We start from the raw sequence: 24513 nt of genomic DNA on the forward strand, positions 1-24513 counted from the left end.
AAGCTACACGGTGGTAACCAATTACTGATAGGTTAGGCTAACCTAAGAGTCAGCACTTGTGTACCGTCCGATCCACCCCGGAACACGCAGAACTGCCTCGCGACCTGCCGGTTCCTTCCGGGCTGGTGTCCCGTGACCCGCCCGCCGAACGAGGAGAACGCCCGTGCCCCACTGGGAACGTCTGGCCGTCCGAGCCCTCGGGGCTTCCGAGACCGTGCTCACGGTGGTGAGTCGCCGCGACGTCGGCCCCGCCTACACGCGCATCACCGTGCGGCACGAGGGGTTCCTCGCGCGCCACACGCCGTTCCCGACCATGTGGTTGCGGTTGTGGTTCACGTCCCGCGGCAAGGACCACCAGCGGGCGTTCACGGTGGTCGACCCACGCCCGGACGAGGGCGTCTTCGACATGGAGTTCGCCCTGCACGACGGCGCCTCCTCCGACTGGGCTCGCACGTGCGCACCCGGCGACACCATCCGGGCGTCGCTGCTCGGCAGCACCCCGCCCTGGCCGCCGCGCAGGACACCGCGCCGCGGTCACGGGTCCGAACCCGCTCCGGGGCTCGATGCCGATTTCCCGGGACGCACGGTGCTCGTGGGCGACCCCGCGAGCTTGCCCGCCCTGAACTCCATGCTCCCGCTGTTGGGAACCCACGACGTCGAGGTGTGGTTCGAGTACCGCGACCCGCGGGACGCCGACCTGCCCCTGGCCGCAGCGAAGCGCCACCAGGTGCACACGGTGCACCACATCGGCGCGGGGGAGGACGTGGCCGCGGCCGTGCTCGCGCACTGGGAGACGCATCCGCCCGCACCGGGGGACCGGTACTGGATCGCTGTGGAGGCGCAGCAGAACCGCCTGCTGACCTCGGCCCTGCGCACCCGCTACGGCGTGCCCCGCACACACATCGACGCCACCGCCTACTGGAGGAATGTATGAGCACCATGACCCTGTCCGCGCCCGCGGGGATCCGCACGAACCGTGGGTTCTGGGGGCTGCTGTGGGCGCTATACACCACGCAGTTCATCGGGGCGGCGTTCCTGTCCACCGGCCTGGTGGGCATCCTGCGCGACGGCGGCACGGACCTGGGGACCCTGGGCGCCCTGCAGCTGCTCGCCCTCGTGTGGCCCGTGAAGTTCCTGTGGGCACCCCTGATCGATCGGTGGGCGCCGAACCGGGCGCGCGGGCACTACAGGTCGTGGTTGCTCGTGCTGCAACCCCTCATGGTGCTCGCCCTGCTGGCCATGGCCGTGTTCGCCGACCCGCAGGACAGTCTGAGGGTCCTCGTGATCCTTGCCGCGGCGTTCGTGCTCTTCTCCGCGACGCAGGACATCGCGGCGGACGCGCTGTCCGTAAGGGGTCTCGATCGCTCCCAGCACGATCTCGGTGCGGGGGTCCAGGTGGGGGCGAGCTACATCGGGACCGTGATCGGCGGCGGATTGGCCTTGCTGATCTACGACGCATGGGGATGGCGGGCCGCGGTGATCGCGCTCGCACTGTGCACCGCGGCCGCGATGGTCCCCGTGCTGCGGCACCGGGAACCGGAGCGCGCGGCGTCGAACGCGCAACCCCGCGGGCTCTCCGGGATGTTCGGCATGCTGGCCGTACCGGGGGCCAAGGCCTGGGCGCTCGGTGGTGTCCCCCTGGTGACGTTCGGCTCCGCAGCCGTGTGGTCCCTCGTGACCCCGGCACTCGTGGACGCGGGGTGGTCACTGGCCTTCATCGGCGCGGTCACCTCCATGATCGCGGCGGCGCCCGCCCTGGCCGCGGCACTCCTGGGCGGCCGGTTGTGCCGACGGCGCGGGCGCGGCGTCACGCTGTTGCTCGGCGCCGGGATCCAATTGCTCGGTGGGGTGTGTCTGGCACCCGTCGTGTGGCCCGGTGCGGGCGTGGACCAGTGGCTGCAGGTGCCGCTGGGCGTGGTGGGAGCGTGCGGCGTGCTCGCGGGCTACACCGTGATGAACACGGGCATCTACGCGGTGAACCTGGACCTTGCGCGTCCCGGGTGCGCCGGCGCCGACTTCACGCTCCTGAGCTCCATCGGCATGCTCGGCGGGAGCGTCGGTGCGTGGGCGGCCCTGTTCCTGGCCGGCATGGCCGGCTACGGCGCGTCACTCGTGTTCGGACTCGCGGTGTCCGTGGCGGGCGTGATCGTGTGCCGGTCGCACCCGCTACTGGCACGCCGCGTGTGAGGGCCCCGCTCAGTGGAACTCGGGCAGGCGCATCATGCCCTCCTGCACCGTGGTGGCGATCATCGTGCCGTCCCGCGTGAACATCTTGCCGATGGCCAGACCCCGGGACGAGGATGCGCTGGGGGAGGTCTGGGTGTAGAGGATCCACTCGTCCGCGCGGGCGTAGCGGTGCCACCACATCGCGTGGTCCAGGGACGCCACGTTCATCCCCGGTTCCACCCAGGACTTGCCGTGGCAGCGCAGGATGGGCTCCATCATCGTGTAGTCGGAGACGTAGGCCAGGGCCGCCCGGTGGATGTTCGGGTCGTCCGGCAAGGGGGCCAGCGCCTTGATCCACACCGCGTTGTACGCATCCTGCGCACCCTTCCACGGCAGGAACAACGGCTCGGTCACGTAGCGCATGTCGAAGGGCCGCTCGAACGCGGTCGCGCGGGCCTCGGGGATGTCCAGTGCCCCGAGCGTCTCGCGCAGCGCGGGCAGCGACTCCGGATCGGGCACGTTCTCGGGCATGGGCTCCTGGTGCTCCAACCCCTCGGCGGGATCCTGGAAGGACGCGATCACGGACAGGATGGTCTTCCCGTGCTGGTAGGCGTGGATCCGCCGGGCGGAGAACGAGCGACCGTCGCGGACCCGTTCCACCCCGAACGTGATGGGGACCTCGATGTCACCGCCACGCAGGAAGTAGGCGTGCAGGGAGTGGATGTGCCGGTCCGGCTTGACGGTGCGCATGGCCGCCATGGCCGCTTGCGCCAGGACCTGCCCCCCGTACACCCGCGCTCGCGGCGAGGTGATGGTGTTGCCCACGAAAATGTCTTCCGTGGTGCGGGCCCCCCCTCCGTCCGCGAGTTGGAGCATCTGGATGAGAGCTTCCACGGGGTCCTGCAACGGGTCGACTGTCATGGCACCACTCTAAACCGGGCATCGGGTGTGATCTGATAGAGCCATGACTTCCCTCAACGTTCCCGTCCAGATGCGGTTCTTCGACCAGGACCAGTACGGCCACATCAACAACGTGACCATGCTGCGCTACTTCGAGGACGCCCGTGTGCGGCTCACGGCGTCCCCCATCAAGGCGGACGCCCAGCACGGCATCCCCGAGGACACGACCTTCCGCGAATCGGTGGGCAAGAACCGCACCGTGGTGGTCCACCAGAGCGTGGACTACAAGGAGCAGCTGTTCTTCCGCCAGGAGCCGGTGTACGTGCGCACGTGGATCTCGCGCGTGGGCGGTTCGTCGTTCACGATCTCCTACAGCCTGCAGGAGGAGGACGGTTCGCACGTCTACGCCGAGGGCGAGTCGGTCATCGTGGTCATGGACCCGGACACGGGGAAGAGCATGAAGCTCACGGATGACCAGAAAGCACTGCTGGCCACGCTCGAGGACGAGGTCAAGGAGCCGGACGAGCGATGAGCGACCCTGGTGATACCCGCACGGACGGCTTCCTGCTGCAGGACCGGCAGGACGCCGCCGACCTGGCCACGTACCTGAGCCGCGCCCGCTCGGTGGATCCGCAGGCGGCCGTCCGGTTGCAGGGCTTGGACCGGGTGCTCGCGGCGTGGGTGTCGGTCATCCACCCGGCCGGACTCCTGGACACCGCACCCGTGGTGCTGGGGCTGCGCACGATGTCACTGGCGCAGTCGTGCGAGCTGGACGTCACCGTGGCCGTGGCCGCCATCACGGACCGGCTCGCGCGCGAGACGGGCGCTCGCGGGTCCGACGACGACGCCCCGGTGTGGATCAGTGCCCCGCCGCAAGAGGTCTCGGCCTCCTGGGCGGGGATCGTGGCCCCCCGCACGGGGTGGCGCTCCCTGGGGTCCGTGCCCGCCCACCGCGTTCGCGACGTGGCGCACCGCGGTATCCGGACCGTGTCCGATTCCGTGCCCACCAACTCCGGCGCCGCCGTGGTCCAGAAGGTCCGCGCGCGGGTGTGGGGTGCCGGGTCCGGTTGGGGTCCCCTGGAGGGCCCGGAGATCCCCGACGGCGCCGCGTTCGCCCTGGACGTCCTGGGGTTCATCCCGGCGTCCGAATCGGACGTGCACGTCGCGGCCGAGGCCTCGGGCCAGTGGGTGCGCCTGAGCACGGGCGCGGGTCACGTGCTCGTCAAGGTCTCCCGCTGAGACCCGGCCCCGCCCGGTAAGGCAGTGCCGGGACCGGGCCCCCGCACGCGAGGAGAACGCCTCAGCCGGGGCGGTTGACCATCGCGTGGGCGGCGCGGTCGAAGTAGTCCCACATGATGCCGTCGTGTAGCGGGGACAGCTCCAGGGTGTCCATGGCCGCGCGCATGTGCGTCAACCACGTCTCGCGCGCCCACGTGTCCACGGGGAACGGGGCGTGGCGCATCCGCAGTCTGGGGTGCCCGCGCTGTTCGGAGTACGTGGTGGGTCCGCCCCAGTACTGCTCCAGGAACATCCGCAGCCGCTCCTCCGCGGGTCCCAGGTCCTCCTCGGGGTACAGCGCCTTGAAATCGGGGTCCTGCGCCACGCGCGCGTAGAACTCCCGGGTGAGCTTGGCGAACGTCTCGTGCCCGCCCACCTGGGCGTAGAACGAGTCCGACGACGCCGCTTCGGCCACGCCCCGCGCGTCCCCCACCTGTTGTGGGGGCTGGGTCACCGAGCCGGCGGCCGACCGGGAACCCACCGCACCCAGCGTGAAGGTGCGCCGCCCCGCCGGAGCAGCGGCCTGCGGGTCGAGTGGCTGGGAAGAGTCCTGCGTCCCACTCATCGGTCGGCCTCCGGGGCGTCACTCGCTGAGTCCTGCAGCGCCGCGGCGTCCACGGCCTGGGCGCGCACGGCGCGGCGCGCGGCGTCCTGGCGTTCCAACACGATCCGCCGCAGCCCGGACAGGGCCGGGTCCAACCGGTCGAGGAACGCCTGGGCGGCGTCCACTGTGTCCTGGCCGACGGCCCGGGGGAACAGTCCCACGGCGATCTGCTGCGCGAGTTCGTGCGTACGCTCGGTCCACACACCCGTGACGGCGTCGAAGTAGCGAGAGGCGTACGGGGTGACCAGGGCGTCGTCGTGCACGCGGAAGAAGCCGGCGATCGCCGCTTGTTGCTGGGAATTGGGCAGCGCGCCCTCGCTCACGACGAGCCGCCACGCCTCGGCCTTGGCCTCCGGGGTGGGGATCGCGGCGCGCGCGGTGGCCGCGGCGATCGCACCGGTTTCGGTGTTGTCCTCGGCCAGCGCACGGTCGATGTCCTCGGCGCCCTTGCGGCCGGCCGCGACGAGCGCGATCAGCACGGCCCAACGGGTGTCCGTGTCCAGTTCGATCCCCTCGGGGACGCCCCCGTCGAAGAAACCCTCGATGCGATCGAAATGCGCCTCGGTGCACGCCCGGCGCAGGAAGGCCCGGAAGAACTGCCACTGGTGGTCGGAGCCCGCCTCCGCGGCGGCCGTGAGATCCCACAGGGTGTCCGCGGCCCGGGCCCGGACCTCGTCCGCGTGCTCGGGGGCGAGGTAGCGGTCCAGGGCCACGTCCAGCTGGCGCAGCTGCACCTGCACGGCCGTGGAGTCGGTCTCGTGGCCCACGTTGGAGAGCACGAGGTCCACGTAGTCGCGCGCCGGGCTCACGCCGTCGTGCACGGAGTCCCACGCCGCGGCCCACACGAGCGAGCGGGGCAACGACTCTTCGAAGTCTCCGAGGTGGGTGGTGGCCGTGGCCAGGGAGCACTCGTCCAGGCGGATCTTGGCGTAGGCGAGGTCGTCGTCGTTGAGCAGCACCAGGTCCGGGAGTTCGCGACCCACGAGCTGCGGGACGTCGGTGAACTCGCCGTCCACGTCCAGCTCCACGCGGAACGTGCGGCTCAGCAGTCCGGTGTCCTCACGGTGGTCGTAGAAGCCCACGGCCACGCGGTGGGGCCGCAGGGTGGGATGGCCGTCCTGGCCCAGCTGCTCGATCCGGAAGGACGTGATGACGCCATCGTCATCGGCCTCGACCTGCGGCACCAGGGTGTTCACGCCCGCGGTCTCGAGCCAGCGCGTGGACCAGTCGGTCAGGTCGCGCCCGCTGGCCGCCTCGAGCTCGACCATCAGGTCCGAGAGCTCCGTGTTGGACCACGCGTGCTTGCCGAAGTAGCGGTTGAGCCCCGCCATGAACTCCTCCTGGCCCACCCAGGCCACGAGCTGCTTGAGCACCGAGGCACCCTTGGCGTAGGTGATGCCGTCGAAGTTCACGAGCACCGCCTCGAGGTCCGGGATCTCGGCCTTGATGGGGTGGGTGGTGGGCAGCTGGTCCTGTTCGTAGCCCCAGGACTTCTCCCCGGCCGCGAACGTGGTCCACGCGTTGGTGTACCGGGTGTTCTGCGCGCACGCGAGGGTGGACATGTACTCGGCGAAGGACTCGTTGAGCCACAGGTCGTTCCACCAGCGCATGGTCACGAGGTCCCCGAACCACATGTGCGCGAGCTCGTGCAGCACGGTGATCGCGCGGCGCTCCACGCGGGCCTGCGCCGGCTTGGAGCGGAAGACGTAGGACTCCACGAAGGTCACCGCGCCCGCGTTCTCCATGGCGCCGGCGTTGAACTGCGGCACGAAGAGCTGGTCGTACTTCTCGAAGGGGTAGGGCACCCCGAACTGGGACTCGAAGAACTCGAAGCCCTGCTTGGTGACCTCGAACATCTCCTCGGCGTCCACGTACTCGAACAGGGAGCGGCGCGCGAACAGGCCCAGCTCGATGGTGCGTCCGTCCGAGGAGACCAGGCTGTCCGTGGTCTTGACGTAGGGGCCCGCGATCAACGCGGTGATATAGCACGAGATCACGGGGGTGGGGGAGAACTCCCACCGGGCCACGCCGTCTGCCACTGGGAAGGGTTCCGGGGTGGGCTGGTTGGACACCACGTCCCAGTCGGCGGGTGCGGTGACCGCAAACTGGAACGTGGCCTTGAGATCGGGCTGTTCGAACACCGGGAACATCCGGCGGGTGTCCGCGACCTCGAACTGGGTGTAGAGGTACACCTGCTCGTCCACGGGATCCACGAACCGGTGCAGGCCCTCACCCGTGTTCATGTAGTACATCCGGGAGTCCACCACGAGCTCGTTGTGCTCGGCGAGATCGGGCAGGTCGATGCGCTCGCCGTCGCTGACCTTCGCGGGGTCCAGGAAGGTGCCGTTGAGGGTCACGGAATCCACGGACGCGGTGATCGCGTCGATGAACGTGTGCGCTCCCGCTTCGGCATCGAACGTCACCGTGGTGCGCGCCCGGAAGGTCTCGGGGTCCCCCGTGAGGTCCAGATCCACGTGGTAGGACTCAACCGAGATGATCCGCGCGCGCTCGGCGGCCTCCGCTCGGGTCAGGTTCGTTCCGGGCACAGCGGCGTTCCTCTCCTCGACGACAATTCGATGCCCGCGCGGGGCATCTTGCCATTATGGCAGCCGTCGCAAGTCCCGCCGCGGGCCCCACGCCGCCGACTCGGGCCCGCGTTCTTCCTCGCACGCATACCGCGACGGCACGGCCCCTCCGCCGGTCCGATCGTTGCCCGGGCGCGAGCCGGGGGAGCGCCCGCGCCGGTGGGATCGGCGGCTAAGGTGGAGGCGACCCTTTCCCCGTCGCGGAGCAGACGTGCCGGTTGCCCCGCGACCACCCCGTCCAGGAGTTGCTGACGTCCCATGCGCGTGCACATTGCCACCGACCACGCAGGCCTCGAGCTGTCCCACTTCCTCATGCAGCGGCTGAGCGAGGACGGTTACGAGATGATCGACCACGGCCCCGCGGTCTACGACGCCGCGGACGACTACCCCGCGTTCTGCATCAGTGCTGCCCAGGGGGTCCGCGAGGACCGCGAGAACGGTCTGGACTCGCTCGGCATCGTGCTGGGCGGTTCCGGTAACGGCGAGCAGATGGCGGCCAACCTGGTCCGGGGGATCCGCGCGGCCCTCGTGTGGAACGAGGACACCGCCCGGTTGGCCCGGCAGCACAACGACGCCCAGGTGATCGCGATCGGCGGGCGCCAGCACGGCAACGACGAGGCCCTGGAGCTCGTGCGGATCTTCCTCGCCGAGCCGTTCTCGGGGGAGTCCCGGCACGTGCGCCGAATCGAGCAGCTCGCCGAGTTCGAGCGCACCGGGGACATCGTGGGCCACCTCTCCGAGGTCCCAGTCCGCCCGTACACGCAGGACTGAGCGGGGGCGTCGGACGTGCCCGAGGGCCACTCGATCCACCGCCTCGGGCGTCAGCTCGGGGACCTGTTCGTGGGCCAGCGGTTGCGCGTCACGAGTCCCCAGGGCCGCTTCGCCGCGGGTGCCGCCGTGCTGGACGGGCGCGTCCTGACGTGCGCCCGCGCCCACGGCAAGCACCTCTACCTGGACTTCGCGGCGCCCTGTGACCCGGACGACGTCGTGGTCATGCGTTCGCACCTCGGCATCTACGGCGCGTGGAGTTTCGCGGGGGACGAGCAGTTCGCGGCGGCGTCCTCTATTGGCGCCCCGCGCCGCGTGGGGGAGCGCGAGTCCGGCTCCGCGGAGGAATCGGCAGTGGCGTACGACGACGCCGGACGGGTCGTTCCCGAGCCCCCGGTCGGTGCCGTGCGGGCCCGGTTGGCCGGCGAGCACGGGTGGGCGGATTTACGCGGGCCGGCCCTGTGCACGGTGGAGACACCGGAGGAAGCGCGGGCCGCGGAGGCCAAGCTGGGACCGGACCCCCTGGACCCGCAGGCCGATCCGGAACCGTTCCTGCGCGCCGCGGGCAAGAGCAAGCGGGCGATCGGCGTGCTGCTCATGGAGCAGAACGTGGTATCGGGGATCGGCAACATCTTCCGGGCGGAGTCCCTGTTCCGCCGGGGTGTGAACCCCATGACGCCCGGAGCCTCGCTGACCCGCGAGGACCTGCTCGGGCTGTGGGAGGAGAACGTGACGCTCATGGCCGTGGGGGTGCGCGTGGGCCGGATCATCACCACGGATCCGGCGGACCGCCCCGACATCCCGGACCTCGAGGCATGGCCCGAGCATGCGAACTACGTCTACCACCGCCACGGGCAGCCGTGCCTGCGGTGCGGGACCACCGTGCTCAAGCGCGACCTCAACGGGCGGGGGCTCTACTGGTGCCCGAGCTGCCAGGCGTGATGCGGCCTCGCACCCACCGTGTGCCCGGTCCGGTTCGACGCGGCGTCGTACTGCGAGAGTCTTCCGGGGGGGGGGTGTCGGGAGAAGGGTCGCGGGAACGACAAAACCCCGCGGCGCACACGGGTACGGCGGGGTTTCGGGGATCGCTGAGGGGATGACGGGAATCGAACCCGCGTAGCCAGTTTGGAAGACTGGGGCTCTACCATTGAGCTACATCCCCGGGGACGTTGAAAGAGTACACGAGCCCCAGAAACCGTGCCAATCACCGGGTTCTACCACCCGGTTGCCGGGTGCGGGGCCGCGACACGATAGACTGTCGTGATGTCGGCTCGCCCGCGGGCGAGCCGTCGACCTCGTTCCGTCCACGGGCGGAGACGAAACGGAGCGCGTGTCGGGCACGTGATCACGGGGTGTAGCGCAGTGGCTAGCGCGCCTGCTTTGGGAGCAGGAGATCGCAGGTTCGAGTCCTGTCACCCCGACGTCTGAGCGTTGCAGCGCGTCGCGTTGCGGCGCTCGTTGACCGACCGGACCGACCCCGGTCCGTTGTAGCAAGTACCCATCGACCCCAGGAGTGACAGCGGAAGTGAAGAGCGCCGTCGAGAAACTCAACCCCACCGAGGCGAAGATCACCATTGACATCGCTTACGCGGATCTGAAGCCGTTCGTCCAGAAGACCTACAAGGAACTGGCCGAGCAGATCCAGATCCCCGGCTTCCGCAAGGGCAAGGTGCCCTCCAAGCTCATCGACCAGCGCGTGGGCTTCGACTTCGTGGTGGAGAACGCCCTGAACGAGGGGCTCAACGACTTCTATCAGCAGGCCCTCGCCGAGCACGAGCTGACCCCGCTGTCGCAGCCCCAGGTCGAGGTGCTTTCCAAGCCGGAGGGTGACGACCGCGAGGCCGACAGCCAGGTGGAGATCTCCGTGGCCATCCGTCCCGAGATCGAGCTGCCCGACTACAAGGGTCTGAAGATCGAGGTGGACGCCCGTGAGGCCTCCGCCGAGGACGAGCAGAAGGCCCTGGACGAGCTGCGCGGTCGCTTCGGCACCCTCAAGACCGTGGATCGCCCCGCGGCCGAGGGTGACCACGTGACCCTCGACCTGCAGGCGCTCGTGGACGGCGAGGAAGTGGACGCCGCCAACGACCTGTCCTACGAGGTGGGCTCCGGCACCATGCTCGAGGGCATCGACGAGGCCGTGACCGGCCTGTCCGCCGGTGAGGACGCCACGTTCGAGACCACGCTGGCCGGTGGCGAGCACTCCGGTGCCGAGGCCACGGTCAAGGTCAAGGTCACGGCCGTGAAGGAACGCGAACTGCCCGAGGTGGACGACGAGTTCGCCCAGCTGGCCTCCGAGTTCGACACCGTCGATGAACTCAAGGAGGACCTGAAGAAGCAGGCCGCCGAGTCCGTCGCCGTCGAGCAGGGCATCGAGGCCCGTGACAAGGTGCTCGAGAAGCTCGTGGAGCTCATCGAGGTCCCGGTCCCCGAGAACGTCATCGAGGAGCAGGTCACCCAGCACTTCGACTCGCCGCAGGCCCAGGCCTCCGCCGAGCCCGGTCACGACACCGAGGAGCACCGTGCCGAGGTCCGTGAGAACGCCGCGACCGCGTTCCGCAACGAGATCATCCTGGACGCCGTGGCCGAGGCCGAAGAGGTCGGCGTGGAGCAGTCCGAGCTGATCGACTACATCGTTAACATGTCCCAGCAGTACGGCATGGACCCCAACCAGTTCGCACAGATGCTGGACGGCTCCGGCCAGGCCGGGATGATGGTCGGTGAGGTGCGCCGCCGCAAGGCCCTGGCCAAGGTCCTCGAGTACGCCACCGTCACCGACTCCAACGGCAAAGCCGTGGACCTGTCCAAGTTCGTGGGCTCCGCGGACGACGACGCCGCCGACCAGGGTGCCGAGGCCGAGTCCGCTCCGGCCGTCTCCGAGGAGACCGCCGCGGACGAAGCTGCCACCGACGAGGCCGCCGAGACCAAGTGAGTCACCCGTTGGCACCCGGGTGAACCGGGTGCCAACGGCCTCCGCGCAACGCCACGACGAGCCCCCCACCGAGGGGACGTCGTGGCGTTTCGCTGTCCGCGTGCCACCATGCGCCAGAAGCGAACACCGCGGAACACCGGGCGTGCACGGGGAGACGGCGCACTACGCTGCTGAGACAGAACGTGTTCATGGGTTCGGTTCGGCGGCGCTCGTTCGACCCGGACCCGTCCAGCAGAAAGAGGGCATTCATGACCTCCACTCCCATTCAGCCGTACGGTGCCGCACCGGCCACTCCGCGTATGGAGGACATGGCGCCGGGCGGTCAGGACGACTACGTCTACAACCGACTGCTCAAGGAACGCATCATTTGGTTGGGTTCCGAGGTGCGGGACACCAACGCCAACCTCATCTGCTCGCAGATGCTGTTGCTCTCCGCCGAGGACCCCGAGGCGGACATCTACCTCTACATCAACTCCCCGGGCGGTTCCGTCACGGCGGGCATGGCCATCTACGACACCATGCAGTTGATCCCCAACGACGTCGTCACGGTCGCCACGGGCCTCGCCGCGTCCATGGGCCAGTTCCTGCTGTCCTCCGGGACCAAGGGCAAGCGCTATGCGACCCCCAACGCGCGCATCCTCATGCACCAGCCCTCGGGCGGCATGGGCGGCACCGCGTCCGACATCCGCGTGCAGGCCGAGCTGATCCTGTCCATGAAGCAGCGGCTCGCGGAACTGACCGCGGAGCAGACCGGTCAGACGCTCGAGACCATCCTGCGCGACAACGACCGTGACAACTGGTTCGACGCTCAGCGCGCCCTGGAGTACGGATTCTTCGACCAGATCGCCCAGTCTGCCGGCAACGTGACCGGTGGCGGCGGAACCATGAAGGACTCCCAGTAAGCAGCGCGCGAGCTGCCAGAACCACCCATAGACTTTCAGGACGGACCAATGAACTTGCCTCACGCCACTGCACCGCAGTTGCCCACCAGCCGCTACGTGATCCCGGACTTCGAGGAACGCACGCCGTACGGCTACCGCCGCCAGAACCCGTACACCAAGCTGTTCGAGGACCGGATCATCTTCCTGGGCGTCCAGGTGGATGACACCTCCGCGGACGACATCATGGCGCAGCTGCTCGTGCTCGAGTCCCAGGACCCGGACCGGGACATCACCATGTACATCAACTCCCCGGGCGGTTCGTTCACGGCCATGACGGCCATCTACGACACCATGCAGTACATCCGCCCCGAGATCCAGACCGTGTGCCTGGGCCAGGCGGCCTCCGCGGCGTCCGTGCTGCTCGCGGGCGGTACTCCCGGTAAGCGCCTCGCGCTGCCCAACGCGCGCGTGCTGATCCACCAGCCCGCCATGGAGGGCCAGGGCGGCGGTCAGGCCTCGGACATCGAGATCCAGGCCAACGAGATCATGCGCATGCGCACGTGGTTGGAGGAGACCATGGCGCTGCACACCAACAGGGCTGCGGAGGAGATCAACCGCGACATCGAACGCGACAAGATCCTCACGGCCAAGGAGGCCCAGGAGTACGGCATCATCGACCAGGTGCTGGACTCCCGCAAGATCAACAAGCCCTCCACGGTCACGCAGGCCTGAGCGGCGACCCGGAGGCGCAGCTTCCGGGGGTGACGAGGGGGCCGACGGCCACGGTGCACGGATATGCGGCGTGGCCGTCACGCGCCTCGGCATGATTGGGCGGGCCGTGAGAAGCTCGCTTAGAGTGGACCCAGCATCCGTCAAGACGAACTGTGAGGCTGATACATGGCGCGCATCGGGGAGAGCGTTGACCTGCTCAAATGCTCCTTCTGCGGCAAAAGCCAGAAGCAGGTGCGCAAGCTCATCGCGGGCCCGCGGGTCTACATTTGTGACGAGTGCATCGAGCTGTGCAACGAGATCATCGAGGAGGAGCTCACCGAGGTCACGGAGACGGACCAGACGGAGCTGCCCCGCCCGCAGCAGATCTACGATCACCTGCGGGAGTACGTGATCGGCCAGGAGCCCGCCAAGCGTGCGCTGGCCGTGGCCGTGTACAACCACTACAAGCGCATCCGCGCGGGCGTCTCCGGGCACACGCTCACCATTGCGGGCTCCGAGGGGGACGAGGAGGCCATCGAGGTGGCCAAGTCCAACATCCTGTTGGTAGGACCCACGGGGTCCGGGAAGACCTACCTCGCGCAGTCCCTCGCCAAGAAGCTGGACGTGCCGTTCGCGGTCGCGGACGCCACCTCCCTGACCGAAGCCGGATACGTGGGGGAAGACGTTGAGAACATTCTTCTCAAGCTCATCCAAGCCGCTGATTTCGATATCAAGAAAGCGGAGCAGGGGATTATTTACATTGACGAGATCGACAAGATTTCTCGTAAATCTGAGAACCCCTCGATCACGCGGGACGTATCGGGCGAAGGGGTCCAGCAAGCGCTCCTGAAGATCCTCGAGGGCACGGTGGCCTCCGTGCCGCCCCAGGGTGGCCGCAAGCACCCGCAGCAGGAGTTCCTGCACCTGGACACCACCAACGTGTTGTTCATCGTGGCGGGAGCGTTCGCGGGTCTCGAGGAGATCGTGCAGCAGCGCACGGGCAAGAAGGGCATCGGTTTCGGTGCGCCCATCCGGGACACCGCGGACGTGGATCTCACGGGTCAGGTCCAGCCCGAGGACCTGCTCAAGTTCGGACTGATCCCCGAGTTCATCGGGCGGCTGCCCGTGGTGGCCACGCTGTCCAAACTGTCCGTCGCGGATATGGTACGCATCCTCACCGAACCCAAGAACGCGCTGGTCAAGCAGTACCGCAAACTCTTCCAGCTCGACGGTGTGGAACTCACCTTCGACCCGCAGGCACTCGAGGCCATCGCGGAACTGGCCATCGAACGCGGCACCGGCGCGCGCGGTCTGCGCGCGATCCTCGAGGACATCCTCATGCCGGTCATGTTCGAACTGCCGGGCCGCGACGACGTCGCCGCGGTGCTCGTCACCGAGGACGCCGTGGCCAAACTGGCCGACCCCGAGATCTTCACGCACGAGATGATCGACGCCGAGCGGCGTCGCCACAAGTCAGCGTGAGCGAAAGAACCGAACGCCCGAAAGGACACCTCATGGCCGAGAAGCAACACGTCGATTTCTGGTTCGATCCCCTGTGCCCGTGGGCCTGGATGACCTCTCGCTGGATGGAGGAGGTCGTGCGCATCCGGGACGTGGAGGTGGACTGGAAGATCATCTCGCTGGGCATCCTCAACGAGGACAACCCCGAGAACCACCACCACGGCCACGACGAGTCCATGTGGCTCGTGCGCGTGATCCAGGCCGCGGCCGAGCAGCACGGCGGCGAGTACTACAAGAAGCTCTACGACGCCATGGGCTCCCGTCGTCACCCCGGTGGCATGCAGGACCTCGAGGCGATCATCACCGAGTCCCTCGCAGAGGTCGGTCTGCCGGCAGACCTCGCTGCGGCCAAGAACTCCACCGAGTACGACGACGCCATCCGGGCGTCCACGGACGAGGCCCGTGCCGTGGCGGGTCAGGACATCGGCACCCCGTGCATCGCCGTGAACGGCGTGGGCTTCTTCGGTCCCGTGTTCACCCCGGCGCCCAAGGGCGAGGAGGCCGGCAAGGTCTGGGACGGCGCCCTGGCGCTGGCGTCCTACCCCGGCTTTTACGAGCTCAAGCGCGGGCGCGAGAAGGGCCCCGACTTCAGCTGACGTCCCGCGGCGGCGCGTGCGCCCGACCGCTGCAGGCATGAACGAACCCCGTCACGCACGTGGCGGGGTTCGTTCATGCGCTGGGTGCAGCGCAGAGGGCCCGGTGTGCCGGTGCCGCCCGTCGGACCGGGCAAGGGCGGCTCCGCGGGGGCGACGGCGTTCGTGATGTGCCGAGGGGCCCGATCCCGCACGAGGCAGGACGGGGCCCCTCCATGTCGACTCAGGCCTGTGGTGCTTCCTCGAGCTGGACGTCACTCACGGCCAGCTCACCCTCGGCGTCGGTGAGCGTGAGGTCTGCGGCGTTACCGGCGGCCTGGAGGTCCTCCAGCCCGGCGCGCAACTGCTCGAGCTGAGCGGCCGGGCCCGAGATCACCGCGGAGGTGACCGCGGTACGCTGCTTGACCTTGGCCTCGGACTTGGCCTTGCGCAGCCCGGACAGCGCCTCGCCCACCACGGTGAGCACCTCGGGATCACCCGCGCGAGCGGGCTCGGCGAACCCGTCAGTCACGGGCCAGGCCGCGCGGTGCACCGAACCGGAGCGCCACCACGACCACACCTCTTCCGTGGCGAATGGGATGAACGGGGCGAACAAGCGCAGCAGGGTGTCGAGCGTCGTCGCGAGGGCCGCGTGCACCGAGGCCTGCGAGGCCTCCCCGCGGGAACCGTATGCGCGGTCCTTCACGAGCTCCACGTAGTCGTCCGTGAAGGTCCAGAAGAAGGACTCGATCAACTGCAGGGCGCGCGCGTACTCGTACTCCTGGAACGCGGTGCTCGCGCGCTCCACGACGTCCGCGAGCTGGGCCAACAGGGAGCGGTCCAGACCGTTGGTCACCACGGAACCGTCCGTCCCGGAGCCCAGCACGGAGGCCTCGGTCACGCCCTGGGCCAGCACGAACTTGGATGCGTTGAGCAGTTTGATCGCCAGGCGACGGCCGATCTTCATCTGGCCCTCGTCGTAGGCGGTGTCCGCGCCCAGGCGGGCCGACGCCGCCCAGTAGCGCACCGCGTCCGAGCCGTACTTCTCGAGCACCTCGGTGGGGATCACCACGTTGCCCTTGGACTTGGACATCTTCTTGCGGTCCGGGTCCAGGATCCACCCGGACAGTGCCGTGTGCTTCCACGGCACGGTCTGCGCCAGCGTCTCGGCGCGTACCACGGTCGAGAACAGCCACGTGCGGATGATGTCGTGACCCTGCGGGCGCAGGTCCATGGGGAACGTGTTGGCGTGCAAGGTCTCGTCCACGGCCCAGCCGGTTGCGATCTGCGGGGTCAGGGAAGAGGTTGCCCAGGTGTCCAGGACGTCCGGGTCCGCCATGAATCCACCGGGCTGATCGCGCTGGTCCTCGGTGTAGCCGGGGGCCACGTCCGTGGTGGGATCCACGGGCAACTGGTCTTGGGCGGGGAGCACGGGGTGGTCGTAATCCGGTTCACCGGACTCGTCCAGCGGGTACCACACCGGGAACGGCACGCCGAAGAAGCGCTGACGGGAGATCAGCCAATCCCCGTTGAGACCCTCGATCCAGTTCTCGTAGCGCGCGCGCATGAACGAGGGGTGCCACGAGATCTCACGGCCCCGTTCGATCAGGGCGTCGCGGCGCTCGGCGTCCCGACCGCCGTTGCGGATGTACCACTGGCGGGAGGTGACGACCTCGAGGGGCTTGTCGCCCTTCTCATAGAAGTTCACGGGGTGGGTGATCTTCTTGGGCTCGCCCTCCATGTCACCGGAGGCGGCGAGCAGTTCGACCACGGTCTTCTGCGCGGAGAACACGGTCTTGCCGGCGAGCTGCGCGTAGTTCTCGGCCGGGGCGCCGTCGGCGATCCATGCGGGCTGCTCCGAGGCGAAGCGGCCGTCGCGGCCGATCAGGGCGCGCGTGGGCAGATCGAGCTCGCGCCACCACGTGACGTCGGTGAGGTCACCGAACGTACAGATCATGGCGATACCCGAGCCCTTGTCCGGCTTGGCGAGCGGGTGGGCCTTGACCTCGACCTCGACGTCGAACAGCGGGGAACGCACGGTGGTGCCGAACAGCGCCTGGTAGCGCTCGTCGTCCGGGTGGGCCACCAGCGCCACGCACGCGGGCAGCAGCTCGGGGCGGGTGGTCTCGATGAAGACCTTCTCGCCGTCCGGTCGGTGGAACGCCACGCGGTGGTAGGCACCTTCGCGTTCGCGGTCCTCGAGCTCGGCCTGGGCCACGGCGGTGCGGAACGTGACGTCCCACATGGTGGGGGCCTCGGCCATGTACGCGTTACCGGCCTCGTAGTCCTTGAGGAATGCGAGCTGGGAGACCTTGCGCGAGTGCGCGTCGATCGTGCGGTACGTGCGGGTCCAGTCCACGGACAGACCCAGGGTGGAGAACAGGTGCTCGAAGACCTTCTCGTCCTCGACCGCGAGTTCCTCGCACAGCTCGATGAAGTTCTGGCGGGACACCACGTCCCAGTCGCGCTGGTTCTTGGCCGGCTTCTCCGGAGGCTGGTAGCCCTCGATGTACGGCTTGCCGGGCTCGCAGCGCACGCCGTAGTAGTTCTGCACGCGGCGCTCGGTGGGCAGGCCGTTGTCGTCCCAGCCCAGCGGGTAGAACACGTTCTTGCCGGACATCCGCTGATAGCGGGCGATCACGTCCGTCTGCGTGTAGGAGAACATGTGTCCCACGTGCAGGGAGCCGGAGGCCGTGGGCGGGGGAGTGTCGATCGAGTAGACGTCCTCGCGCGTGGTGTCCTCGCGGAACGCGTACGTACCGTTCTCGCGCCACTGCGCGGAGTACTTCTCCTCCAGGCCCTCCATGGCCGGCTTGTCGGGGACGTTCACCGCGGTGGTGGACGCAGCGCTGTCGATGATTTCGGGCGTGTCTGTACCCTCGAGGTTCTGTGCCATGTGCTCCAGTCTCTCATGCACGCGGGCACGGACCGTCGTAGCGTGGGGGCATGGCACGTTTGCACATCCACCGCATTCGCGAAGACGCCGCGCGAGACGATGGCGCTCGGATCCTGGTCGATCGCTTGTGGCCGCGCGGGGTCAGAAAGGACCATGCAGCCCTGGACCACTGGTTCAAGGGGGTCGCCCCGAGCGACGAGTTGCGCAAGTGGTTCGGTCACGACCCCGAGAAGTTCGACCGCTTCGCGCAGCGCTACCGCGAGGAACTCGACGAGGATGCCTCCGGGGAGGTCGCGCAGCTCAGGAGCGTGCTGCGGGACGTAGACTCCGCGACCCTGCTTTATGACGCGAAGGACGAGGAGCACAACAACGCCGTTGTGCTCCTGGGCTGGTTGCGCGATCACCGCAGTGGTTTCTGAAACGTCCTAATCGAGCCGATCCGGATTGTTCTAAGTCATAATTCCGCGCGCTACGGTGGAAGCATGACTCAGAACACACATCCCACCTACAAGGATCCCAAGCCGCTCGGCAACGGCAAGGTGGCCGTGGTCACCGGTGCCTCCACGGGCATCGGCGAGGCCACGGTGCGCCGCCTGCGCGAGAGCGGGTGGACGGTGTACGCCGTCGCCCGTCGCGCGGAGCGTCTCGAGGAATTGGCCCGGGAGACCGGCGCGAGTGCCGCGCCCACCGACATCACCGACCAGGCGCAGGTGGATGCGCTGCGCGATCGGGTGCTCGGCGAGCAGGGCACCGTGGACGCGATCCTCAACATCTCCGGCGGAGCACGCGGCACGGACACGGTGGCCGACGCCAAGGACGAGGAGTGGCAGTGGATGTACGACGTCAACGTGATGGGCACCCTGCGGGTGGTCCGCGCGTTCCTGCCCACGTTGCGGGCCAACGGTGAGGGCACGGTGCTGAACCTGACCTCGATCGCCGCCCAGCGCGCCTACGAGGGCGGAGCGGGCTACAACGCCGCCAAGTACGCCGAACGCGCCATGACCGAGGCGCTGCGCCTCGAGGAGGCTGAGCACAACGTGCGCGTGGTGGAGGTGGCGCCCGGTCTGGTGCACACTCCCGAGTTCTCGCTCATGCGCCTGGGTGGTGACCAGGCGGCCGCGGACAAGATCTACGCGGGCGTGGAGAAACCGCTCTCGGGCCAGGACGTGGCCGAGGTCTGCGCCTTCGCCGTGGAACTGCCGCATCACGTGGACCTGGACACGATCACGGTCAAGCCCGTGGCCCAGGCTGCGCCGCACAAGATAATCCGCACGAACAACTGACAGCGTGCATTGCGGTGACCGGCCGCCGGTGCCTCGGAGCACCGGCGGCCGGTTGCCCTTGGTGGGCCGGTCCTGCCCATCCGCCCGGCGCCCCACGACCGGTCAGCGGAATACCCTGGCTCTGCTCGGTCCGGTCGCACCCGCGAGAGCGCGCACGGAGCGGTTGCGGCCGAACGGGAGCATGAATTAGGTTAGGCTTGCCTTATCAAATTCAGTGACCCAGGAGTGTCCATGTCCCCTCACCGGTCCGGGAACGCGTCCCGGCAGTTCAACCGTCGCACCCTGCTGGGCTCCGGCCTGGCCGTGGCCTCCCTCATGGGGCTCGCGGCGTGTTCCACGGGCGTGCGGGACGGGGACGGGCAGGCGCAGACCCCCGGTGCCACGGCGTCGTCGAGCCCCACGGACACGTTCCCCGTGGAGGTGACACACGCCCTGGGCACCACGAAGGTCGAGGCCGCGCCGCAGCGGGTCGTGTGCGTGGGCGCGAGCAACACGCAGGACTTCGTGGCCGCCCTCGGCGTGGTGCCGGTGGGCATGACCAAGGTGGCCTGGGGCGGCAACGCGAACGGGTCCACCGACTGGTTCGACGCCAAGGTCTCAGAACTCGGCGGGAAGACGCCCAAGGCCATGGACGAGTCGGACGGTGTGAACTTCACGGACATCGCCGAGCTGAGCCCGGACCTGATCGTCGCGGTGAACTCCGGGGTCACCCGGGAGGAGTACGACCGCCTCACGAAGATCGCCCCGGTGGTCGCGTACCCCACGGGCCCGTGGGTCAACTCGTGGCAGGACATGCAGCGTGTCACGGCCAAGGCCCTGGGCCGTTCCGCGGCCGGTGACGAACTCGTGAGCCGCACCGAAGAACTCGTCTCCCGGCGCTCCGACGAACTCGGCGCGGCCAAGGGCAAGACCTTCATCTACGGTGACGTCTCCCAGAGCCTGGGGTTCTACGGCCCCGCGGACGGACGCCCCCGCTTCTTCACCGAGCTGGGCATGAATCTCGCGGACGCGGTCAAGGACAACATCACGGAGGATCAGTTCTGGCGCGAATGGCCCCGCGAACGTGCCGACGAGCTCACGAGCGACCTGTTCGTGGCGGCCGCGGAGGACGACGCCCAGGCCGAGAAGTTCCGCACGGACCCGATCCTCAAGACCATCCCCGCGATCGCGAACGGGCGGGGGATGTTCCTCACGGACAAGCAGGACGTGCTCTCCGGGTACTCGTCCTCTCCGCTGTCCATGCCCCACGCGCTCGACGCCCACATCCCGGCGATCAAGACCACGCTGGGGGCCTGACCCTTCGTGCCCGGCAGTTCCACGTTCGCCCGTCCCGACGCCGCGCCGTCCGCCCCGCGCGGGCGCACGCGGGGTCGGGGTATGTCCTGGCTCGCCATGGCGGCACTGCTGCTCGTGGCCGTGTTCCTCTCGATCTCGTACGGGTCCCGGCCCATCGGGCTGGGTGTCACGTGGCACGTGGTCCCGCACGTGTTCTCGGGTGACCCGGGGGCCGTCCCCGGGGTTCCCGCGCTCGACGGCGCCGTGGTCGAGTCCCGCGTGTGGCGCACCGGGGCGGGCCTGCTCACCGGGGCCGCGCTCGCCGTGGCCGGGGCGTTGCTACAGGGTGCCACGCGCAACCCCCTGGGCGATCCGGGCATCCTGGGGCTGACGGCCGGGGCCGCGTTCGCGGTCGTGGCCGGCGGCGCGTTCCTGGGTCTGACCGGCGTCACGCACCAGTTGTGGCTCGCGGCGCTGGGCTCCGCCGTGGCCGTGGCCGCCGTGTACGCGCTGGCCTCCGCGGCCCGGGGCGGGGCGCGTCCGGTGACCCTGGCCCTCACGGGGGCGGCGGTCTCCGCGGGTCTCACGGCGCTGACGAGCGCGGTGCTGTTGAGCAACCAGGCCACGTTCGACACTTTCCGGCGCTGGCAGGTCGGTGAACTGACCCGGCCGGACGGTACGTTCCTGGTGCTCGCGAGCCCCGTGATTCTCGTGGCCCTGCTGCTCGGGTGGACGCTGGCCCGTTCCCTGGACACCCTGACCCTGGGCGAAGCTCTGGGTCGCGGACTCGGGGTGAACCCGGCGCTCGTGCGCGGCCTCGCGGGCCTGGCCGTGGTGCTGCTCTCGGGCACCTCCACCGCACTCGTGGGCCCGCTAGTGTTCTGCGGACTGCTCGTACCCCACGCGGTGCGTTCGCTGGTGGGCATCTCCTACCGCAGGATCGTCCCGGCGTGCCTGCTCGCGGGCCCGTTCATCGTCCTGCTCGCGGACGTCGTGGCGCGCGTGCTCGTCCCGGACCGGGAGATCCAGGTGGGGATCGCACTCGTGGTGATCGGTGCCCCCGCGCTCGTGGTCGTGATCCGACGCAGGGGAGTGGTGGCCGCGTGAGTCCCGCCGTTTCCCCTTTTCCCAGGACGACGTCGCTGCCCGCCCCCGCGACCGTGGCCACCGTGCGCGCGGGACGCTCCCGCTCCCGACGCCGCACCCGCCGGGTCACGGCGCTGCTCGTGCTCGTCCTGGTCCTCGCCTCCTTCGCGCGGATCGCACTGGGCAAGTATGTCGTGGCCGTGCCCGACCTGGTCGCCGTGCTCACCCACGACTACTCCGGCCCCGCCGCGTACATCGTGTGGGACATCACTCTGCCGCGCACGGTGCTCGGGATCCTCACGGGGATCGCCTTCGGGATCGCCGGTCACCTGTTCCAGCGCGTGCTGCGCAACCCCCTGGCCTCCCCGGACATCATGGGTGTCTCCTCCGGGGCCGGGCTCGGCGCGGTCGCGGCCATCACGCTGGGCGGGCTCTCTGGCGTCGCGGTGACACTCAGTTCTCTCGCGGGTGGTTTCGGCCTCATGGTCGCGGTGGTCCTGGCCGCCGGGGGCACGAGGGCCAACATCGGCAAACTCGTGCTGACCGGCGTCGCGGCGGGAGCACTGACCGCCGCGGCGATCAACGCGGTGCTGACCCGCGCGGACATCTATGCCGCCCAGGACGCGATGCAGTGGCTCACGGGTTCACTCAACGCTGCCCGGTGGGTGGACATCGCGCAGGTGGGGATCTGCCTCGCGATCCTGCTGCCCGTGTGCGCGGTGTTGGCGCCCGCGGTGGACACGCTCGGCGCGGGGGATCCCCTGGCCGCCGGGCTCGGGGTGCACGTGCGGGCCACGCGGCTCGCGGCCCTCGGGCTCGCCGTGGTGCTCGTGGCCGTGGCGGCCTCCGCCGTGGGGCCCGTGGCGTTCGTGTCGTTCATGGCCGCACCCATTGCGAGGGGGCTGGGTGGCGGTGCGGGTCACGCCCGGCACGCCGCGCTCGTGGGCGCGGTGCTCATGGTGGTCTCAGACTACGTGGCCGCGGAGACGATCCCCGGGCTGGCCCTGCCCGTGGGTGTGGTCACCGCGGCGGCCGGCGCGCCCGTGCTGCTGTGGTTGTTGATCGGGCGAGGAAAGGCGGAAGCATGACGTCCAGGACCGATCCGAACCGGGCCGGGGGGACCGAGCACGGCGAGGACGCGGCGTCGCCGTCCGAGCTCGCGGTGCGTGGGCTGACCGCGGGCTACGGCGAGACGCCGGTGCTGCGGGACGTGAACGTGAGGTTCCCCGCGGGGGCCGTGACCGCGCTCGTGGGGGCCAACGGTTGCGGGAAGTCCACGCTGCTCAAGGCGTGCGCGCGCCAGCTCACCCCGTCCGCCGGAGAGATCCTCGTGGGCGGGGCGGACGTGAGTCGGTGGCACCGCACCCGGTTCGCGCGCACCGTGGGTTTCCTCCCACAGGACCCCGTGGCACCCGAGGGCGTGACCGTGCAGGAGCTCGTGGCGCGCGGACGGCACCCGTACCGTGGCGCCTTCGGACGGTGGCGTGCCCAGGACGACGACGCCGTGGCGGAAGCGGTCGAACTCACCGGGTTGGGGGAGCTGCTCGAACGCCGCGTGGGGGACTTGTCCGGCGGTCAACGCCAACGCGTGTGGATCGCCCTCGCGCTCGCGCAGCACACGGACGTACTGTTGCTCGACGAACCCACGACGTATCTGGACATCGCGCGCCAGGTCGAGATCCTGGACATCCTCACCGCACTGCAACGCTCCCGAGGGATCACCCTGGTCATGGTGCTGCATGAACTCTCGCTCGCGGCGCGATACGCGGACGTGCTCGTGGCACTCAAGGACGGGGCGGTCGCCGCGACCGGTTCGGCCGCGCAGGTCATGACCGATGAGGTGGTCAGCGACGTCTTCGACATGTCCGCGCGGGTGCTCCACGACGCCCCCACGGACGCCCGGCTCGTGATCCCGTGGACGGGACCGGCGAACACCCCGCCGCGCACTCCAAGATCACCCGAGGAGGTACTACCATGACGGAACTCGCATGTGTGACGGCCACCGTCACGGGACGCACGAAGCTCAGCGAACACCTCGTGCGCGTACGTGTGGCGGGGCAGGAATTGCGGATCATGCCGTGGGGTGACCAGGGACCGGGCCCCCGCACGGACGCCTACCTCAAGGTGCTGATCCCACCCACCCCCGGGGCCACCGTGGCGGTGGACGTGAGCGACATGACCCGGTGGCGGCGCGAGTTCATGGCCGCCCCGCCCGAACGCCGGGGTTGGCTGCGCACGTACACGGTGCGCGATGCGGCCGAGGTGGAGCTGGCCGGGCACACGGTCCCGGAGCTGGCCATCGACGTGGTGCTCCACGACGACCCCGAGCATGGGATGGGCCCCGGGGCCGCGTGGGGTGACACCGTGCGCGAGGGTCAGGACGTGCAGCTGCTCGTGCCCTCGGGCGGGTCCCCCTGGTGGGCCGCGTGGGACGAACGGCGTGCGGCGGACCAGGACGTCGTGCTCGCTGGGGACGAGACTGCCCTGCCCGCGCTCGCCGCGATCATCGACGGCATCGAGCGGGGGGTGCACGTGGGTGCGCCTGCCCCTTCCGCCCCGCCCCGCAGCGTGACGATCGCGGTGGAGGTTCCTTCCGAGGACGACGCCGTGGCCGCGGCCGGCCCGCGCGCCCTCGCCCGGGCGACGTCGTCCGACGGGCACACCCTGACCGTGACGCTGCGCGGCGGCACCGAACTGCACTGGACGTGGCTGCCCCGGCGGGGACGCCCGCGCGGACTAGACCTGGAGCTATGGCTGTGGCACCGGTTGTCCGAGCGCGCCCGCCGCTACTGGGAGGTCGGTCATGGCGAGCCCGAGGCCGCCCCGTCGGAGGAGTCGGACTTCGTATGGGACGTCGCCCGCCCGGAGGGCCGCGGTACCTACTGGTTCTTCGCGGCGGAATCCGCCACGGTCAAGTCGCTGCGCCGGATGTGCGTGAGCGGGGGAGTGCCCAAGACGGACATCTCGTTCATGGGCTACTGGAAACAGGGAGCGGCCACGGAGTGACCCCGCGGATGTGACGTCCGAGGTCAGGAGAGGCGGCCCGCGGCGTAGCATG

Annotated in this window: 22 protein-coding genes and 2 tRNA genes; 19 read left to right on the forward strand and 5 right to left on the reverse strand. The window is 69.3% G+C overall.

The window, feature by feature from the left end; all coding sequences use genetic code 11:
• Window positions 1-163: 163 nt before the first annotated feature.
• Window positions 164-934, forward strand: a complete 771-nt coding sequence (locus tag ACW9PK_RS11565; protein ID WP_270259549.1) for a siderophore-interacting protein — start codon at window positions 164-166, stop codon at window positions 932-934.
• Entirely contained in the window at window positions 931-2187 is a 1257-nt protein-coding gene (locus tag ACW9PK_RS11570) for an MFS transporter (RefSeq protein WP_270259546.1), read from the forward strand. The genes ACW9PK_RS11565 and ACW9PK_RS11570 overlap by 4 nt, the downstream gene beginning before the upstream one ends.
• A 9-nt stretch (window positions 2188-2196) precedes the next feature.
• Here the strand turns inward: ACW9PK_RS11570 and ACW9PK_RS11575 are convergent, their stop codons facing one another.
• Window positions 2197-3087 (reverse strand): acyl-CoA thioesterase, encoded by an 891-nt coding sequence (locus ACW9PK_RS11575; RefSeq protein WP_098055004.1) that lies wholly within the window; start codon window positions 3085-3087, stop codon window positions 2197-2199.
• A gap of 43 nt (window positions 3088-3130) precedes the next feature.
• On the opposite strand from ACW9PK_RS11575, the gene ACW9PK_RS11580 reads away from it, so the two are divergent.
• Together ACW9PK_RS11580 and ACW9PK_RS11585 are read left to right on the forward strand one after the other, a co-directional pair.
• A complete protein-coding gene (locus ACW9PK_RS11580) occupies window positions 3131-3598 on the forward strand; it encodes an acyl-CoA thioesterase (protein ID WP_064847268.1) in 468 nt (155 codons plus the stop codon).
• A complete protein-coding gene (locus ACW9PK_RS11585) occupies window positions 3595-4305 on the forward strand; it encodes a hypothetical protein (RefSeq protein WP_085107751.1) in 711 nt (236 codons plus the stop codon). The genes ACW9PK_RS11580 and ACW9PK_RS11585 overlap by 4 nt, the downstream gene beginning before the upstream one ends.
• 61 nt (window positions 4306-4366) lie before the next feature.
• On the opposite strand, the gene ACW9PK_RS11590 is transcribed toward ACW9PK_RS11585, so the two are convergent.
• Both ACW9PK_RS11590 and pepN read right to left on the reverse strand, forming a co-directional pair.
• A complete protein-coding gene (locus ACW9PK_RS11590; RefSeq protein ID WP_035962646.1) occupies window positions 4367-4759 on the reverse strand; it encodes a globin in 393 nt (130 codons plus the stop codon).
• Between the two features lie 146 nt (window positions 4760-4905).
• Window positions 4906-7494: an aminopeptidase N gene (gene pepN, locus ACW9PK_RS11595; RefSeq protein ID WP_457015949.1), complete on the reverse strand. Its 2589-nt coding sequence runs from the start codon at window positions 7492-7494 to the stop codon at window positions 4906-4908.
• 297 nt (window positions 7495-7791) lie between these two features.
• Here pepN and ACW9PK_RS11600 point away from each other — a divergent pair, with 297 nt between their 5' ends.
• Together ACW9PK_RS11600 and ACW9PK_RS11605 are read left to right on the forward strand one after the other, a co-directional pair.
• A complete protein-coding gene (locus ACW9PK_RS11600) occupies window positions 7792-8304 on the forward strand; it encodes a ribose-5-phosphate isomerase (protein WP_085107757.1) in 513 nt (170 codons plus the stop codon).
• 15 nt (window positions 8305-8319) lie between these two features.
• A complete protein-coding gene (locus tag ACW9PK_RS11605) occupies window positions 8320-9243 on the forward strand; it encodes an Fpg/Nei family DNA glycosylase (RefSeq protein ID WP_457015950.1) in 924 nt (307 codons plus the stop codon).
• A 149-nt stretch (window positions 9244-9392) separates the two neighbouring features.
• Here ACW9PK_RS11605 and ACW9PK_RS11610 read toward each other — a convergent pair.
• A tRNA-Gly gene (locus tag ACW9PK_RS11610) sits at window positions 9393-9463 on the reverse strand.
• 186 nt (window positions 9464-9649) lie between these two features.
• On the opposite strand from ACW9PK_RS11610, the gene ACW9PK_RS11615 reads away from it, so the two are divergent.
• The 6 genes from ACW9PK_RS11615 to ACW9PK_RS11640 all read left to right on the forward strand — a co-directional run bounded on the left by ACW9PK_RS11615 (window position 9650) and on the right by ACW9PK_RS11640 (window position 14939).
• Window positions 9650-9722 (forward strand) — tRNA-Pro (locus ACW9PK_RS11615).
• Window positions 9723-9826: 104 nt separating this feature from the next.
• Window positions 9827-11230, forward strand: a complete 1404-nt coding sequence (gene tig / locus ACW9PK_RS11620) for a trigger factor (RefSeq protein ID WP_035962210.1) — start codon at window positions 9827-9829, stop codon at window positions 11228-11230.
• 299 nt (window positions 11231-11529) lie between these two features.
• Window positions 11530-12132 (forward strand): ATP-dependent Clp protease proteolytic subunit, encoded by a 603-nt coding sequence (locus tag ACW9PK_RS11625; protein ID WP_035962642.1) that lies wholly within the window; start codon window positions 11530-11532, stop codon window positions 12130-12132.
• Between the two features lie 48 nt (window positions 12133-12180).
• On the forward strand, window positions 12181-12843 hold the full coding sequence (locus tag ACW9PK_RS11630; RefSeq protein WP_035962208.1) for an ATP-dependent Clp protease proteolytic subunit: 663 nt from the start codon (window positions 12181-12183) through the stop codon (window positions 12841-12843).
• A 165-nt stretch (window positions 12844-13008) separates the two neighbouring features.
• Entirely contained in the window at window positions 13009-14304 is a 1296-nt protein-coding gene (gene clpX, locus ACW9PK_RS11635; RefSeq protein WP_064847274.1) for an ATP-dependent Clp protease ATP-binding subunit ClpX, read from the forward strand.
• 32 nt (window positions 14305-14336) lie between these two features.
• A complete protein-coding gene (locus ACW9PK_RS11640) occupies window positions 14337-14939 on the forward strand; it encodes a mycothiol-dependent nitroreductase Rv2466c family protein (RefSeq protein ID WP_098055016.1) in 603 nt (200 codons plus the stop codon).
• Between the two features lie 220 nt (window positions 14940-15159).
• On the opposite strand, the gene valS is transcribed toward ACW9PK_RS11640, so the two are convergent.
• Window positions 15160-17811 carry a valine--tRNA ligase gene (gene valS, locus ACW9PK_RS11645; RefSeq protein ID WP_167318415.1) on the reverse strand — a complete coding sequence of 884 codons (2652 nt, stop codon included), beginning with the start codon at window positions 17809-17811 and terminating at the stop codon, window positions 15160-15162.
• Between the two features lie 50 nt (window positions 17812-17861).
• On the opposite strand from valS, the gene ACW9PK_RS11650 reads away from it, so the two are divergent.
• The 7 genes from ACW9PK_RS11650 to ACW9PK_RS11680 all read left to right on the forward strand — a co-directional run bounded on the left by ACW9PK_RS11650 (window position 17862) and on the right by ACW9PK_RS11680 (window position 24461).
• Window positions 17862-18230, forward strand: a complete 369-nt coding sequence (locus ACW9PK_RS11650) for a DUF488 domain-containing protein (protein WP_064846141.1) — start codon at window positions 17862-17864, stop codon at window positions 18228-18230.
• A 63-nt stretch (window positions 18231-18293) separates the two neighbouring features.
• Window positions 18294-19094: an SDR family oxidoreductase gene (locus tag ACW9PK_RS11655; protein ID WP_457015951.1), complete on the forward strand. Its 801-nt coding sequence runs from the start codon at window positions 18294-18296 to the stop codon at window positions 19092-19094.
• Window positions 19095-19325: 231 nt separating this feature from the next.
• Window positions 19326-20390, forward strand: coding sequence for an ABC transporter substrate-binding protein (locus ACW9PK_RS11660; RefSeq protein ID WP_144996511.1), 1065 nt, complete (start codon window positions 19326-19328; stop codon window positions 20388-20390).
• Between the two features lie 81 nt (window positions 20391-20471).
• A complete protein-coding gene (locus ACW9PK_RS11665) occupies window positions 20472-21476 on the forward strand; it encodes a FecCD family ABC transporter permease (RefSeq protein ID WP_318281383.1) in 1005 nt (334 codons plus the stop codon).
• Window positions 21473-22543, forward strand: coding sequence for a FecCD family ABC transporter permease (locus ACW9PK_RS11670; RefSeq protein WP_240919117.1), 1071 nt, complete (start codon window positions 21473-21475; stop codon window positions 22541-22543). Before ACW9PK_RS11665 ends, ACW9PK_RS11670 begins: the two co-directional genes overlap by 4 nt.
• Window positions 22540-23433: an ABC transporter ATP-binding protein gene (locus ACW9PK_RS11675; protein ID WP_457015953.1), complete on the forward strand. Its 894-nt coding sequence runs from the start codon at window positions 22540-22542 to the stop codon at window positions 23431-23433. The genes ACW9PK_RS11670 and ACW9PK_RS11675 overlap by 4 nt, the downstream gene beginning before the upstream one ends.
• Window positions 23430-24461, forward strand: a complete 1032-nt coding sequence (locus ACW9PK_RS11680) for a siderophore-interacting protein (protein ID WP_167318421.1) — start codon at window positions 23430-23432, stop codon at window positions 24459-24461. The genes ACW9PK_RS11675 and ACW9PK_RS11680 overlap by 4 nt, the downstream gene beginning before the upstream one ends.
• Window positions 24462-24513: the final 52 nt, after the last annotated feature.

The sequence above is a fragment of the Kocuria sp. MNB10 genome (genome assembly GCF_054073685.1).